The organism is Acinetobacter lanii (genome assembly GCF_011578285.1).
GTDB lineage: Bacteria > Pseudomonadota > Gammaproteobacteria > Pseudomonadales > Moraxellaceae > Acinetobacter > Acinetobacter lanii.
Genome location: NZ_CP049916.1, coordinates 1381637 through 1398238 on the forward strand (window position 1 = coordinate 1381637; position 16602 = coordinate 1398238).

Below are 16602 nucleotides of genomic sequence, written 5' to 3' on the forward strand. Positions count from 1 at the left end.
GGCTATCTTGAATAATCTTTCTAATATGTTGAATATGATTATGGCCGGTAATCCTCCCATAAATAACCGAAGTTAAAAGTAGAGGTTAAGCAGCCATTAGAGGTGGCTTTCCTTTGTTTGCTTGATGTGGTCTTTCATGGTTGTAATGCCACAGCCAACTCGTTGCATAATCTTGTACTTCATCCAAAGTATCAAATAAATGTTTACTCAGCCAGCTATAACGTATGGTCCGATTATAACGTTCAATATATGCATTCTGTTGTGGCTTACCCGGTTGAATATATTCAATACGAATGCCGTGCTCAGTAGCCCAACGTACAAATTCATGACTGATAAACTCCGGGCCATTGTCACACCGAATAACTAACGGTTTTTCTCGCCATTCCAATAGCTGATTCAACGTACGAATAACCCTGATTGTGGGCAATGAGAATCCTGCTTCAATGGCTAGGCCTTCGCGGCGGTAATCATCAATTACATTCAATAGCCGATACTTTCGACCATCGGAAAGCTGATCATGCATAAAATCTAATGACCAAACTTGATTTTCTCGGATTGGTTCCTTTAGTGGTTCTGGTGCATGTCTTTTTAGTCTTCTTCTTGGCTTAATACGCAGATTCAGTGCCAACTCACAGTAAATGCGATAAACCCGCTTGTGATTCCAGCAGTGATTCTCAACATGTCGTAAATATGAGAAGCACAGACCAAATCCCCAATCTGTATTTTCTTCAGTGAGTTCAATGAGCTGTTCAGCAATTAATGCATTGTCATCGCTGAGTTTGGCTTGATAGCGGTAGCAGGTTTCACTAATGCCAAATGCTTTACAAGCCAAACGAATACTAATGGCATGCTGGGCAACTACCTGATGTGCCATCTTACGCCGGCAAGATGGCTTCACCACTTTTTTACCATCGCTTCCTGGATGATCTCTGCCTTTAATCGTTCTTCCGCATACATCTTTTTAAGTCTGGTATTTTCTGCTTCCAGCTCTTTCAGTCGAGCCATCAATGAGGTATCCATACCGCCATATTTGGCACGCCATTTATAAAACGTGGCATTACTCATGCCGTGTTCACGACAAAGGGCGGCTACAGGTGTGCCAGATTCCGCCTGCTTCAAGATGGACATGATCTGACTGTCAGTAAATTTCGATGTTTTCATGCAGAATCTCCTGCTTGTATCTTAAGAGAAAATTCTACTTTTAGATCCTTTTATTTTTAGGGGGGATTACCGTCCTTTCCCATCCATACTGATACGGATATTTCGCAATTTTAACTCATTCAAAAATGCCTCGCTTGTGAATTGACTGCCTTGGTCTGTATTAAACACCTCTGGACAACCATATTTCACAATTGCTTCTTGCAACGCATCTATGCAAAAGTCTGTTTCCATACTGATCGATACTCGATGAGCCAGTACTTTACGACTATGCCAATCTATAATTGCACACAGATAGACAAAGCCTTTAGCCATAGGAATGTACGTGATATCTGTACACCAGACTTGATTAGAGTGATCGATGACCATGTTTTTCAACAGATATGGGAAAATACGGTGTGCAAGATTAGGCTTACTGGTATTGGGTTTTGGATACAAGGCATGTATTCCCATCAAGCGCATTAAACGTCGGACTTTACGCCGACCTATTTGATGTCCTTGACGCTGTAGCATATCTCGTATCATTCGACTGCCCATAAATGGGTAGTCGAGATGAATTTCATCGATTAGACGCATCCAACTCAAATCAGTTGATGAAATCTCTTTGGGCTTGTAATACAACGTACTGCGATTGATTTGAATCAATTGCGATTGTTGTCGTACCGAAAGTTGATGGGTCTTATCGATCATTTTTTGCCGCTCAGCTGCCCTATTTTTCTGAGCGCACCTTCTAAAAAATCAATTTGCAATGCCTGATGTCCTATCTTGGCATGTAGAGCTTTGAGGTCAATCTCTGGTTCTTGTTGTGCTGTTGGTCGTGAAAAAATATTGACTGATTGCTCAAGCAGTTGATTTTTCCAATCGATGATTTGGTTTTGATGTAAATCGAATTGAGTAGAAAGTTCAGCGAGTGTGTGGTCGCCTTTAATTGCTGCGAGAGCAACTTTAACTTTAAACTCTGCTGAATGATTACGACGTTTTCTTCGTGTCATGGTTGACTCCAAAAACAAGCATTTCCCATGCTTATTGGGGAGTAGATTATCACTTATAGGCGTGGTCTAAAATCCTAGAACCACATCATTTAGGATCTTTGTACCATTTTAAGATAATTTGAAGGTCATCTTTACTAAGGTTAGGGCTTACTATAAAGCGCATTTTAGTATCTAAATTAGACTTTAAAAAAATTAGTAAAGATTTAGCAATAATTTGAAATGAGGAGCTGTTGAAATAACCAATCATACAATCATAGCTAATAGCATTTCTTAGTGCAGGATTAAAAAACACATCATCTATATCACTTGTAAAGGTATTTACAACTGAGTGCACTAAAGAGCTTGTATTTTCGCTTTGCATATCATTCCTTGATATTTTTATTTACTTAAATTAATTAATAATTTATCAATTATATTGGGTGAAACTTGATGATCAAGACTTAATCTTAAACTCGAGAGTGCGTCGGTAGTACTTAAACCAATTTCCATAAGTACATGAGACATTTCAATTGTTATTGAAGAACAGGCAGAACCTTGGGAACATAAAAAGTCTGAATTTCCTACAAAAAGTGAGGCATCAAACTTTGGTAAGCGGATATTTAAGATATGAGGTATATGATTTTCAGTTGGAGTATTTAATGCTCCGCCAATTTCGGAAACCCTTAATCTTACTAAGGAGTTTATTTTACTCACTTTTTCAAAACTATTTTCAATAGTTTGGTCTTGTACAGCAGTTCCAAAACCTAAAATTAATGGTGTAGCCAAAGTACCACCTCTTAAACCGTATTCTTGACCAGCTCCATGAATAACTGCTTGAATTTTAGTTTCTCGTAAGTCTCTAATATAAAGTGCACCAATTCCTTTAGGACCATAAATTTTGTGTGATGAAATAGAAAGGAAATCAATGTTGAGCTCGTCAACATCAATAGCAATTTTCTTATAGGACTGAGCTGCATCAACATGGAATTTGATGTCTTTTTCAAAACAAACTTTTCCAATCTTTTCGATAGGTTGAATAGTTCCGAGTTCATTATTAACATGCATAATGCTAATAAGAACTGTATCTGGCCTGATCGCTTTAATTACATCCTCTGCATCAATAACTCCATCATTTTTTGGAGAAATATAACTAACTTCATAACCGTGTTCTTTTTCTAAGAAAGTGCAAATGGAAAGGATACATTTATGTTCTATAGAAGAAGTAATGATATGTTTACCTTTCTTTTGATTAGCTAGTACATATCCTTTGATTGCTAAATTGTTAGACTCGGAAGCTCCACTTGTGAAGATGATTTCACTTTTATAGGATCCGATCGAATCTGCAATTTTTTCTCTCACATTCTCTATTTTTTCTGCTGAAGAACGACCTAATTTGTGAGCAGAAGATGGGTTTGAGTATTCTTCTTCAAATGCTCGAAATAATTCTTTTTTAACAGATGGTAGAAGTGGCGTAGATGCTGCGAAATCTAAATAAATCATCTTTGATCTAATAAAAAACAGATATTTCAAGCATCTCTTTTTTTTTAGATTTAAGCAAATATTCTTACTCATAAATTCGAAAATTCTTATCAATATAATGTTTGTTCAAAAAAAACAATTAGTTTAGTACAATTAGTTAATTGTTATAATAAATTTATATACTTATCAGATATAACTGAGGGGCAATTTATGTCAGAATTACAATATAAGCCATCTGCGAGATGGATACGTTATTTGCGTAGTTACGGTCCGACTCCAAATAATGCAGTTATGTTTGATGAACATGTTACGAAAGCAGCGCGTCTAGCTAAAATTGATCCAATAGAATTACCTATCCCATTGCTACCTAATATTTTAGAAGCAGTACATGCAGAGGGCGGCGGATCTATTATCATTGCAGGAACAGCTGGAGATGGGAAAACTTATCACTGTCGTGCATTATGGGAAGCAATAGGAGGAGATCCTTCTGAGTGGAATGATTCACACGCAGCAATTAAAAGTTTAAATATTAATAATGATAAAAAAATATATTTTGTAAAAGATTTAAGTGAATTAAATGAACAAGATGGAAAATTTGTTCTTGAACTATTAGAGAGATCCGTTTTAGAAAACGACAATAAACATATTCTAGTAATTGCTGCCAATCATGGGCAAATTTTAGAACGTTTACGAAAACGATCATACAAAGAATTTTCTACCCACCCAATACGAGAAACTTTAGAGCAAGTTTTTCTGCAAACTGGTGAAGGGCTTTCAAGGTTACATGTATTTGACTTAAGCCGTAGTACTCATCGTAAGTCATTAACTGATGTGCTAGATATATTAATTACCCATCCTGAATGGGAAAAATGTTCAAATTGTTATTTTCAAAGTAGTGGGAAAGGCTGCCCAATCAGTGAAAATCGTCAACGCTTACTTGGTGCAACATTCGAATCTGAACAGTTACGCTCACGTTTATCCGATTTAATTGATATTGCTAGGTTAAATGGCTCGCATTTACCTGTTCGTGATGTACTTGCTTTATGTGCAAATATTTTGCTTGGTCATGCTGAGGTTAAAGATGGACTGATGCGTTGTGATGATATTGAGAAAATACTAAATGATGGAACATTTTCTAAGGGAAGTTTGTATGACAATATCATGGCAAAAAATTTACCTAATCAGAGAGTAGGAGAACGCCCTGTTTTTAAAGCTTTATCTTCTTTTCAAATAGGTGAAGAAACAACAAATGAAATTGATGGGTTATTAATTTATGGTCGCTACGATAGTGAATTATCTCCAATCTATGAAGACCTTATCGAAAATGATAAACAGTATGGTGGTTCAGCATATTTTAAAAAAGCCCAAGAAGCTTATTTAGAAGGTGATGAATACCAAAAAGATAATATTAATCAAAAGCTTATTCAGTTGTTAGAAAGCCAACGCCGTCGATTGTTCTTTACATTGCCTGATAGTGGTTTAGGTAAAAACTATTTTTGGAATCTAAGTGCATACAAATATGCTGCTTCTTATTTAGATCTTATTAAAAATCTCAAAAATAATCAGCCCATTCCTGAGGATATACGTCAATTAATTACATTGGGTATTAATCGTATTATGACGGGAATTTTAGTGGAAGAAGTAGAAAATATTATAGTTGCAACATCTGGAGGCTTTACAGAATCAAAAGTAAGCGTACTAACTAAAGAAGAAATACCAGCGCGTCCTACAAGAAGAAACACAGAGGGGATGCTGATCAGATTGAATCATAATAATAGGCCATTAATTGATTTCCATATGGAAGATGATAAGGATGGTGTTCCTTTTGAGTTAACACCAATTAGATTCGAATTTCTGGCGAGAGTTGCCAATGGAATCTTACCTAATAGTTTTTCTAGTGAGTGTTTGGAAGATCTATTAGCTTTAAAGTCAAAACTCTTACGAAGAGTTGAGCAAATACAACTCGAGTTTGGTGATAGCTACATAGCTTATAACATTAATACGCTGTCTTTAAAATTTGTGAATGATGGGTTTAGTCATGGTTCTAAACATATATCAGTGAGATTAGATAAATGAAATTCCTAGAAGATGTTGATTTTGTTGTTGATGAAAAAATTTGGGGACATCGTTTATATGATGAGCAGTTACCTCATTTAATCTTATTAGAATTTCTAGGAATATTAGCTTCACATCGAGATGATCCATTAAATGAAGTAGATGATAAAGTAATTTATAAGCCGCAGCGTCAGCTTCGATTGCGCGGTGTATTATTTAATAATCCATATATAAATATAATCGCATCTTCTAATAGGTCTGACGAAAAAAAATGGCAAGAATGGTTTGAGGAATATCAAAAAGGTGCATATGCAGAAGAAGATATGACTTATTTGAAAGAGGTCTTTAGTTCATTTGATGATTTTGCACGTGTTGTTGAATTGTTGCGATCTTCGTCTTTTGAGATAAATAGTAATAAAAGATGGAGTTCAAAATTTGTCTTCCCATTCGGGCCTGATGCCTTATATGAAGATTTGCGCATTGATAAATCTGAAACGAATGATAGACGATTTTTTGCACGAACAGGTGAGATTTTGTATTTAATGCTTTGTCGTGCTGAGAATAAAAATGAATTGGGAGAGCTGTTAGTCAAACGTCTTTTAGAATCTGATCTATCTCTAAATCGATTAGTGAAAGCTATTCAAGGTGATAGACAAGAGGCAAAACTAGCTAAAGAGATTAGTAGTTTGCAATTACCAATCCTTAAACATGATCGTTTCGATCAGCTCTGCCGTGATTGGATTCATATCCTAAAGCAAGATATTCCCTCCTATGATGCAATTTCATACTTAATGTTTTCAGCTGGTTTGAACATGTTGTTGTATTTTCTTGAGCGCTCGAAAGAAGTTTTATCTGAAGAAAAGCCTATAAGATTAGTCTGTGAAATCATTTCTAAAAATCGAACTAAAATAAGAGCAATTTCTGCGGATGATTATCAACATAATCAGAATTTGTCTATACGCTCCATTGCTGCAGAAATTGAAAATATTCAGCAAAATGAAGAGTGGATGTCCGCATCTTCACAACTTTATCCTGAGTCAGAATATATACGTTTAATGCAGAAGCAATTTAAATGGCCAAGTGAAGATGAAGAAAGTTCAGACTGGTCAGCTGATTCACTTATTGAAAAGTTAATTGATAAAGCTCAACTCAGACATAAGCAACATTTAGCAAAAGTCCACTCAGCTTGGTCTAAGGCTATTGGTTTAAGTTCTCGTCGCTTATCTAGAAGAATGCGTTATGCGCCTAATGATCATTTTTTGAAATCGCTTGTTATTACAGTAGTTGATAAACGCATGCCTTTTGATGATTTCTTAGAAGTAATTAAAAATAGGTATGGTTTAGTGGTTGGTGAGGCACAAGCTCAAGAGCTTATTACTAGTAATCAAGTGGATCAGGAAGCTTTCAGTAAAAATAGTGAATATCTAGCTGAACGTTTAATGAGTTTAGGTTTAGTTAGGCAATTGTCTGATGGATGTGCTTTTGTAGAGAACCCATTTAATATTTAAGGAAATGAATATGAAAGAAAATAAAATTATTGGATGGGTTGGTGCTGTATATTTTGAAAATTACCTGCAGCAAATAAATGATTCTCAGCTAACAAACGAACCATTAAATATTGAAACTGCGTTATTTAGACTAGACCAATTAACGGCAGGCCAAATTGCTACAATTGTAAAGGAAATATTGTCGAGGCCATCTTTAGAACAGTATATTTCACTTAAAATTCCAAGAGCTTTAATTGGAGATGAAGTATTACCAAATGAAGTATTGATTGATGATAATGCTGCTAGTGTTCGAAATCAGAGTATTGAAAAACAGATATTAATAACAGCAAGCTCTAGAAATGACATTGGAGATACTCTTGCGCATATTACTATCGTCAGTGCGAAAGAGTTAAAGGCAAATAGTGATCCGTGGGTTCAAGCATGTTGTCAATTAGGGAATTTAGTCCTTACTCCAGATGATGAAAAAACTTTTGCAAAAGCACTAGAAGCACTGATTGATTCTATTGAGCTTTCATTGGTACAAATTGCTAATTTTTGTCTTAGTATTATTGAGGCAAATAATATTCATGGATTAGCGATAAGACAGGCAATCGGATGGGCTCTACCAAGTATAGGGTTGCCTCGAGATACTTACTTTTTTAGTAATGCTAAAGCATTTTCACATGCTAATCGTCCTTGGAAAAATGCCTTTGATAAATTAGCGACGCATCGATATCCCTTATTAAAGTATCAAAAAGCAAATGGTCAACCGTTAGATCCTGCAGAAATGGAAAATCGTCTGAATGATAATTTGGAAGATATAGATGAAGACATTATTCCTGTTTTGCAACGATTTATAAAGGGGTCTATTAATGATGTTGAAGCTATTCAAGCACTCGCAGAATTAGAATGGGAACAAGATAAAGTTTATCTTATTTTTGACCGGCCGAAAGAAAAACAAAGTGGTTTAGCTGAATCTACTTTGCAATTTTTCTCAGATATTTGTGACCCAGATGATGCTTTAACTGAAGAGTGGTGCAATCACTTAACTGAGTTAAAAACACGAGAAAAAAGAGGCGAATGGATTGATGAAGATAAAATTTTCTTTGATCTACATCGTTATTTCTTAGAGCAAGATACAAAATTATTAGCACGTTGGGAAAAAGTCATCTTTGGGCAGGCTATAGAGTGTCAGGACTTTTTAGAGGGATTAGTTTTCGCAACTTATCAATTACTTGCTGGATCAGAAGATTTTAATGGTGAGCGTTACTTAAAAATCTCAGTCAACAAGGGGAGAAAAGCTTGGCTTGATCAGTTTAATCATGATGCAGTGACATTCTTTTGTGTAATGTATCGTGGTTTATATAAGGCGATGGGATCCAGAATTATTTGGGAAATTCCAAATCAAAAAACTCAATTACCAGATATCTTATTTGATTATGAAGCTTTCTTAAATAAACAAAAAGAACGTCTAGGAAAGAAATTTAAATCAATAAAATCTCTATCACGAGCTGCATTGCAAATTAAATTTGAAGTTGCACTAGTTGAACGTCAATCAAGTAATCAAGAAGTTATTTTGAAGAAAAATCAACTGATATGGAATTACTCAGCTAATTCTATTGGGCTTGCTCTTGCTGATGACTTAGGGCGAATACTTGAGAAAGGGGGGATTGCTTGTACACAAGTCAGTCGGAAAATAGTGAGCAAAAAAGGGGGAGTGCAAAGTGTTTCTCTTGAAAATGTTGGTAGTTTAGAAGCTACATTTTCAAATGATCCAGGCTCTCTTATCCCATCAGCTAGTAAATTAAAAAGTCAACGTCATCAAATTAAACAATCTCTTGAAGAGTTATTTAAAGATGGATTTATAAATGACGTAGCGTATAGGAAGATAAAAGAAAGCTGGGAAAAATTTGAAAAAGTTTATCCTTTTGCACTTCAAAATTTTAAACAACATGGATTAAATCAACCAAGTATATTTGATCAAGCCGATGCATATGCTGAATTATTAGATACGCTATTAACTTATGCATGTAACGATGTTAGCCGGGAAAAACTTGTATCCAAGGTAATGTCTATTGGAACCGTTATAGTCTCAGGAGAGCAATCTACTTTAATAATTCCACCTTGGCACCCTGAACGTTTAAAGGCATTAGCTGTTAAAACTAAACGAACAACTGCGTTGCTAACCCATTTATTGACAGCTGATAGTATTAAATTTGGTGATAGAAATATTTTCTTTAAAGAGTTTTTTGATGAACTTAAACATCCTTTCTATCCAGAAGTAGCGATACTTCAAAAGAAAAATGTTGCGGAGCCCGAGCTAGTTACAGTTACTAGTACAGTGAATGGCTATAGCCTTCTAGAAACTCCTATGAATTCGGGGCAGACACTTAGTGATACTTCCCCGCAAATAGCAGCTAAACAAATTAATGAGCTTATAGAACGCTATATAGGGTTGCAACCTCATAAAATTCGCAATTTAAATATTTTATTGTATAACTCTGATGCAGCAGACTTACCATTAGCTGTGGTTAAAGAACTCTCTAATCTGTATGAAACGGAACAAGCTGAGATGAAATGTAATGTCATGGTTCGACATACAGAACCAAGACATTTAGCTTCTATTTATGCAGAATTAGTGAATAGAGCTGCAGAAGATGAAGATTTACCACTCGTAAGTGAAATATCTGATAATTTTATTTCTAAATTAAGGATAGGTGTCTCTAAATCTGCAGGAGTGGACAGCAATTCTCTTTTAGGATCCAAGCCATTTGATATCGCTTTTTTACATGATGTTGTAGCAAGGACTGCTACAATAGAATGGATTCCTGCTCCTTGGAGTGAGAATCGTCAGAATTTAGAACACGCTCCCTCACGCTGGTCTTATAGGCGTGTAGCAAAAGATGGTGAGCTTAAATCAACCAGTTTTCTAACTTGCCCATGGCAGACTGAAACCGGTTGGAGCTATTTGGCTGCAGTAGCTGCTCTCGCGAAAAAAGATGCAATTAATAAACATGACCGCTTGCTTCCGGCTCGTCAGATTTCATTACAGCATCAACGTTTAGCTGAAATAATGGATGATGCCCATCAGCAAGCAGAATGGGTTGCCACATATGATGAACTTTTAGATAAAAAACAATTGCAAAATCAAAATATTACAGTTGTTCGATATCGTAGAAATTCAACGAATGGTCGTAATATGATTGTTAGCTCTACTGCTGATTTAAGATTATTAAATGGACTTACGTATCGTCGTTTAGAAGCTCTATCATTATCTTTCAATCAATCGGAATTGAACGATCTTACTAAACTAATTAAAAAAGATGCTTTATCTATTTCTGGACAGATTGTATTGCGTGCTGCACGCCGTGGTATATCTGCTGGTGAAATGTTAGGGTTAGTACTGAGTCGTTATTTAATCTCTAATGAATTTGAACATTTAAATAATAATCGTGACGCAATTAGTGTCTATTTCTTACTAGATGACTATGCATCTTGGTTATCTCAAAAAGAAAGTCGAATCGCTGATTTACTTGCTCTGTCTATAATTGATTGTGATGATGAAATTCATTTGCACATTGCAATTGTTGAATCTAAATATGTCTCATATGAAGGCGTCGCAGATGCAAGACGCTCATCAAAAGCACAGTTGATGGCGACATTAACATCTTTTAGAGATGCTTTATTTGGAGACCCGAGTCGATTAGATAGAGACGTCTGGTTATCACGTATTTCTGATCTACTTGTAGATGCTGATGTAGGAATTGGCCAAACTGATTTACTTGAAAGAGCACGAATAGCGATTCGTGAAGGAATAGTTAATATCTCTTTACGAGGGTACTCTCATGTGTTCGTTCACAGTAATGATGTATCAGCTACTAATTCTCTGTCAGAACAGTTAGAAATCGATAGCTCAAATATTTTCCAAGCATGGCAGGAAGTATTTGATCGGAAGGAGCTTCGTGCTCTAGTCGAAGCATATGCTAAACAAGAAGATTCTTTATATGTTAGATCCGTATTAGGTATAACAGAGCCATGGAAAAATATCATTCTTAATAAGCCTGCTCCTCAAGTGAATTGGACATCACAGGTTGATGAATTACATGGTTTTGGACCTAAAGATGCATTACCAAACACTTTAGAAGAAACACAAGTTCCAGAAAAAAGTGATCAGATACAGATAGAGTTTAATGATGTAAATTCTGAAGAGGTTATTCATTTATCTGACCAAATATTAGGTGAAACATCTAAGATCAGTGAATCTACGATTGATTTAGTTCGAACAGATATAGCTAAATCTAATTTAGCTGAGTTAATTCATTCAAATAATTCTTCACAAAATCAGAAAGATGCATCTAAAGAAGAATGGGCAGAAAAAATTACTAAAGATTTAAGAAAAGCTTTAAATGGATGGGGTTTCCAAGTAAATCTACTAGGAACAAGAATCACTCCAAACGGATGTCTAGTTCGTTTAGCTGGCTCAGATCGTTTACGAGTTGAGGATATTGAAGCTAAGCGAACTCAATTGTTAACCACACACGCTATAAATATTATAACTGTACAACCTAAACCTGGTGAAATTGTTGTAACAATTTCAAGCGATATACGACAAGCTGTTTCAATATGGGATTTATGGCAACGTCGTTTAATAAATCGTAATAAAGCTGGGATTAACGTTTCTTTTGTAATAGGAATACAAGAGCTTAATGGCGAGTTACTATATTTGAATTTAGGTGGAGATTTTTCAGGATTACCTGGACATGAGCCACATACTCTAGTAGCTGGTGCTACAGGAAGTGGTAAATCAGTATTACTACAAGTATTACTTCTTGATATAGCAGCAACAAATTCTAAAGATTTAGCTCAGATTATTCTTATCGATCCTAAAATGGGGGTCGATTATGCAGCTTTAGAAGATTTACCACATATGCGTGAACGAATTATTACAACTAAAGAGAGAGCAACTGAAGTTCTTGCAAATTTAGTTGATGAAATGGAAAATCGCTATCAGTTATTTGCTCAAGCTAGAGCAAGAGATTTAGCAACTTATAATTCAAAAGTTGCTGAAAGTGATAGGCTACCTATGGTGTTTCTAGTACATGATGAATTTGCTGATTGGATGTTTGATGATACTTACAAAGCGGACGTAGGTTCGGCTGTTCAGAGATTGGGTGTGAAAGCTCGAGCAGCAGGTATCCACTTAATATTTGCTGCACAAAGACCAGATAAGGATGTTATGCCAATGCAACTACGAGAAAATTTGGGTAATCGCCTAATCTTAAAAGTTGCTAGTGAGGCGACTTCCAAGATTGCCCTTGATCGTCCAGGGGCTGAGAGATTATTAGGTAAAGGACATCTAGCCGCTAAATTAAATGGGGATTTGATATATGCTCAGGTACCCTTTGTTTCTGATGATGAGATAAATCAAATCGTAGAAACGATAGTCAGAGATAATGGTACTCCCCAACACTTATCTAGTCTTGAAAACAAAGAAATTACTTGTTAGTAGTTAGTAAAAGAAGAGGGCATTAAGTCCTCTTCTTTATGGGAGGATTACCAGGCCAGTGTCTATTTTGATTATCAAGAAATTGTAGACTAGCATAAAAAGCAACTTAAATTGAGATAATTGTTTTAAACAGCTAGTCTAGTAGAGCTAAAGATTATGGTAGTAACCTTTAGTTTATTTAGAGGTATAAAAAATATATCTTAATCACAAGTTTTTTAAAGGAAACTATTATTCACTTAAGTTATTACTCTTTCAATAGCTTCTTTCAGTTCATATCAAAAAATTTGAGAAACTGAAAGATCGCTATAGGTAACTTTGGATTTAATAATTAAGCTATTTTTGATTCAAATTCTATTTTATTCTCTTGAGGTTTATAACGGAAGCTAGCTCCTCTATGAGTGTTAGGTAACAACGGTCCTTGTCCAAACAGTTTCTCACGCAGTGTGCCTTCGGCATACTCAGTTTGATACACACCGCGGCGCTGCAGTTCAGGAACAACATATTCCACGATATCCTCAAAGCTCTTGTGCGCCAAAATGTAGGCCAAGTTAAAGCCGTCAATGCCGGTATTTTCAATCCATTCCTGAAGGCGGTCAGCGACAGTGGACGGTGAGCCGACAATTACAGGACCGTTGCCGCCAACACTGGTCCAATTGGCGATTTCCTCAATCGTCCAGACTTTGTTTGGATCAGCTTCGACATAAGACTGCAGCATCGACTGAATTGCATTGGTTTGGATATATTCTACTTGATCAGTAGGCTTGAATTGCGAGAAGTCAACGCCTGACCAGCCGGAAGCTAATGTTAAACCGCCGTCATAGCTGCCGTACTGCTGATATTCACGGAATTTCGCCTGCGCTTTTTCATCTGTTTCATCGACGACAATCGCCAGCATGGTGTAGATCAGCACAGAATTCGGGTCTTTGCCTTCTTTGACCAGATTGCTGCGCACGCCGTCTGCCAATTTTTTCACTGCAACCTGAGTCGGCGCAGAGATAAATACGCATTCAGCATTTTGGCTGGCAAATTTTTGGCCGCGTGCAGAAGCGCCTGCTTGATACAGAACAGGCGTACGCTGCGGCGACGGTTCACAAATGTGGATGCCCGGCACAGTAAAGTATTGGCCATCATGATTGATTGGATGGACTTTAGTGTGATCTGCGAATACGCCTTTATGCTTATCGCGTACCACTGCATCATCTTCCCATGAACCTTCCCAAAGCTTGTAGAGCACTTCAAGATATTCATCCGCGATGTCATAGCGGTTGTCGTGGCTGACTTGAGTTTTTAAGCCCAGATTTTTAGAACCGCTTTCCAAATAAGAAGTCACAATATTCCAGCCGGCGCGGCCTTTGGTCAAATGATCCAGCGTGCTCATGCGGCGGGCAAATGGATAAGGGTGCTCAAAAGAGATAGAGGTTGTGACACCAAAGCCTAAATGCTTAGTCACAGCGGCCATTGCCGGCACGATTTGCAGCGGGTCATTGACAGGCACTTGCACAGCGCCAGTCAGGGCGTGTTCTGCTGAGCCGTGATAAACATCATAGATGCCCAGTACATCGGCAATGAATACGCCGTCAAATTTTCCGAGTTCAAGGATCTTGGCAAGATCTGTCCAATATTCTAAGTCTTTGTATTCTGTTGAACGGTCTTCAGGATGGCGCCACAAGCCCGGAGACTGGTGAGCGATACAATTCATTTCAAAGGCGTTAAATCTAATTTGCTTAGTCATATCGTCGCTTTACATCTGCATTTAATACTGACTTCATCTTAAGAAAAAAACCTTAATACTTTTAATAATAAAAAACTCAATCTTTAGCAGATATGTTTTAAATGAAAATAATAGATTTGCTTATGTAAAATAATAACTTAAATATTTTCTTAATGGCTGCGCCTGAGAGGCTGGATGGATGCTGCATATGTAAAATATCAAGACAATCGTTAGCGCTTTTAATGTCAGGCTTTTATGCGGTCTTGAGCAGCATTGGTATTCATCGCATTTGAAATAAGGCCACAGCTGCATCATTAAGTTTTTAAATTTAATTCATAATCAGTGCGAGTACGAAGGGAACAGCATGCCCAAGAAGAAAATGCTCAAGCCAATTCAAAGGGCGTGATGCTGTTTATTTTACTTTTATTATTCTTTGTTTGCCGGAATTTCACTTCAGATTGATGTTAGGCGAATAAGGGTAAATTCTTTAGATGCGGCTTTATGTAATCAATTTTCTAGCCGTACATTTATCTTATTTTCCTCTCTATGCATTCGCTGCAGCTGCTATTTATTTCAGTGAATACAAAAAATAAAGGGAACTCAAACGGTTCCCTATATTTTGTCTAAAAGCAGATCAGTCTTGAGATACTGGCGTTAAGATGCCTTTGACGTTCAGATCATCGGTTGTTTTCAGATATTCAGCAATGCGCGGATCAGCAAAGATCTTTTGCAGTTTCACAATTTGCGGATCATCTTTTTTCGCCTCAGCAATAACTAGGCGGCTGTCGAAAGTACGCGGTGCTGCCGGGAACAGAATGCCTTTGCTGCGCGGGATTTTTCCGGCATCGAACTGCGCGACATAGCCAATTGCAGCATCCACAGAGTCCAGCGTGCGCGCCATAGACAGCAGGTCAATTTCGGTAAATTTATATTGGTGTGGATTTTCCTTAATGTCTTTTATCTTCGCTGTACGCGGTTCAATCGCAGGATTCAGTTTAATCAAGCCTTCACGCTGCAGCAGCCACAGCGCTTGGCCTTGGTTGGCTAAATCGCTTGGAATCGCAAATACAGCATTTTGCGGCAGTTCATTAATATTTTTATAGCGGTCTGAATAAATGCCGAATGCCCATTGGAAGACTTCAGCTGTCGGCAGCAGTTTAAAGCCGTTGGCGTCAGCCACTTGTTTCAGCCACCATTGGTGCTGATAGATGGTGCCGGCAAATTCACCGTCATTGACTGCGCGGTTGGCTTGAACTGGATCTTGTACGCCCACCGCTTCCAGTGTGACGCCGTAATCAGGCGCGATATGCTGGCTGGCATATTCGATCAGGCTTTTTTCTCCGATCATGGTTGGTTCATAATGAACTTTCAGCACATTGCTTGCTGCCGAGGAAGGATCAGAAGACGTTTGCTTGAACAATGCAAATCCAGCGATGACTGCAATGACAATGATGGCGCCAATGATTAAAGGCAGTTTGGATTTTTTCTTCAGTTCAAAGGGATGCTGCGGGGAAGTCATAACAAGGTCCGTATGTTGAATTAAGCATGTTTCAATGAAGCGCTGATGCGGTTGCCGATAAACTGCACCGCTTGAATGGTCACGATCAGTGTGACGATTGTGGCGATCATGATGTGATGGTCAAAGCGCTGATAGCCATAAAGCACGGCCAAATAGCCAATGCCGCCAGCGCCGATGGTGCCTGCAATCGCAGAGTATTCAATCATGGCGATCAAATTCAGCGTGGCCGCTGAAATCAGGCTTGGCAGCGACTCTTTCAGCTGTACCTGATGAATAATCTGAAGGGAGGTGCCGCCGGATACGCGCCCGACTGAGGTGATTTCAGGCGGCAGTTCATTCAGCGCGTTTTCAACCAAGCGGGCAAAGAAAGGAATGCCTGCGATCGTCATGGGTACGACGGCTGCGGCAATGCCGATGGTTGTGCCAGTCAGCCATTTGGTCAAAGGAATAATGGCCGCCATCAGTACCAGAAAGGGTAATGAACGCCCGACATTGACAATCGAGCTTAACGTCCCGTAAAGCTTGCGGTTTTCGAATAAGCCCCGGTCAGAACTGTTGAATAAGGCGATGCCAGTAATGCTGCCAATAATAATCACCAGCGTCATGACGATGCCGACCATAATCCATGTTTCCAAATAGGCAGGCAGCAGCATGTCAGGGATTTCCGCCCAAGGCGTATTTTGATCAAGTATGATATCTTTAGACATGGGATTTAT

General features: G+C 37.7%; 9 protein-coding genes and 1 pseudogene. 3 read left to right on the forward strand and 7 right to left on the reverse strand.

Annotation, left to right across the window (positions count from 1 at the left end; translation table 11 throughout):
• Nucleotides 1-85 precede the first annotated feature (85 nt).
• The 4 genes and pseudogenes from G8D99_RS06410 to G8D99_RS06425 form a co-directional block, all read right to left on the reverse strand.
• Nucleotides 86-1161, reverse strand: a protein-coding gene (locus tag G8D99_RS06410) for an IS3 family transposase (RefSeq protein ID WP_104505755.1) whose coding sequence is annotated in 2 segments (ribosomal slippage) — nt 86-909 and nt 909-1161 — 1077 coding nt in all. Because the reading frame shifts where the segments join, the coding sequence is not laid out codon by codon here.
• Nucleotides 1162-1230: 69 nt separating this feature from the next.
• Nucleotides 1231-2150, reverse strand: a pseudogene (locus G8D99_RS06415) (IS3-like element ISAcsp5 family transposase); the annotation flags it as partial.
• 85 nt (nt 2151-2235) lie between these two features.
• Nucleotides 2236-2511, reverse strand: a complete 276-nt coding sequence (locus tag G8D99_RS06420; RefSeq protein ID WP_166323698.1) for a phospholipase D-like domain-containing protein — start codon at nt 2509-2511, stop codon at nt 2236-2238.
• Nucleotides 2512-2528: 17 nt separating this feature from the next.
• Nucleotides 2529-3701 carry a cysteine desulfurase family protein gene (locus G8D99_RS06425; RefSeq protein WP_264821738.1) on the reverse strand — a complete coding sequence of 391 codons (1173 nt, stop codon included), beginning with the start codon at nt 3699-3701 and terminating at the stop codon, nt 2529-2531.
• Between the two features lie 117 nt (nt 3702-3818).
• On the opposite strand from G8D99_RS06425, the gene G8D99_RS06430 reads away from it, so the two are divergent.
• The 3 genes from G8D99_RS06430 to G8D99_RS06440 are packed head-to-tail and all read left to right on the forward strand — an operon-like array spanning nt 3819 to nt 12656.
• The gene (locus G8D99_RS06430; RefSeq protein ID WP_166323699.1) at nt 3819-5684 is read left to right on the forward strand and encodes a DEAD/DEAH box helicase family protein; all 1866 of its coding nucleotides are present in this window, start codon (nt 3819-3821) and stop codon (nt 5682-5684) included.
• Entirely contained in the window at nt 5681-7171 is a 1491-nt protein-coding gene (locus G8D99_RS06435) for a hypothetical protein (RefSeq protein ID WP_166323700.1), read from the forward strand. The genes G8D99_RS06430 and G8D99_RS06435 overlap by 4 nt, the downstream gene beginning before the upstream one ends.
• A 10-nt stretch (nt 7172-7181) precedes the next feature.
• Nucleotides 7182-12656: an FtsK/SpoIIIE domain-containing protein gene (locus tag G8D99_RS06440; RefSeq protein WP_166323701.1), complete on the forward strand. Its 5475-nt coding sequence runs from the start codon at nt 7182-7184 to the stop codon at nt 12654-12656.
• 328 nt (nt 12657-12984) lie between these two features.
• On the opposite strand, the gene G8D99_RS06445 is transcribed toward G8D99_RS06440, so the two are convergent.
• From G8D99_RS06445 to G8D99_RS06455, 3 genes are all read right to left on the reverse strand, one after another.
• Nucleotides 12985-14388: an LLM class flavin-dependent oxidoreductase gene (locus G8D99_RS06445; protein WP_166323702.1), complete on the reverse strand. Its 1404-nt coding sequence runs from the start codon at nt 14386-14388 to the stop codon at nt 12985-12987.
• Between the two features lie 613 nt (nt 14389-15001).
• On the reverse strand, nt 15002-15886 hold the full coding sequence (locus G8D99_RS06450) for a MetQ/NlpA family ABC transporter substrate-binding protein (protein ID WP_166323703.1): 885 nt from the start codon (nt 15884-15886) through the stop codon (nt 15002-15004).
• A gap of 20 nt (nt 15887-15906) precedes the next feature.
• Nucleotides 15907-16593: a methionine ABC transporter permease gene (locus G8D99_RS06455; protein ID WP_166323704.1), complete on the reverse strand. Its 687-nt coding sequence runs from the start codon at nt 16591-16593 to the stop codon at nt 15907-15909.
• Nucleotides 16594-16602 lie beyond the last annotated feature (9 nt).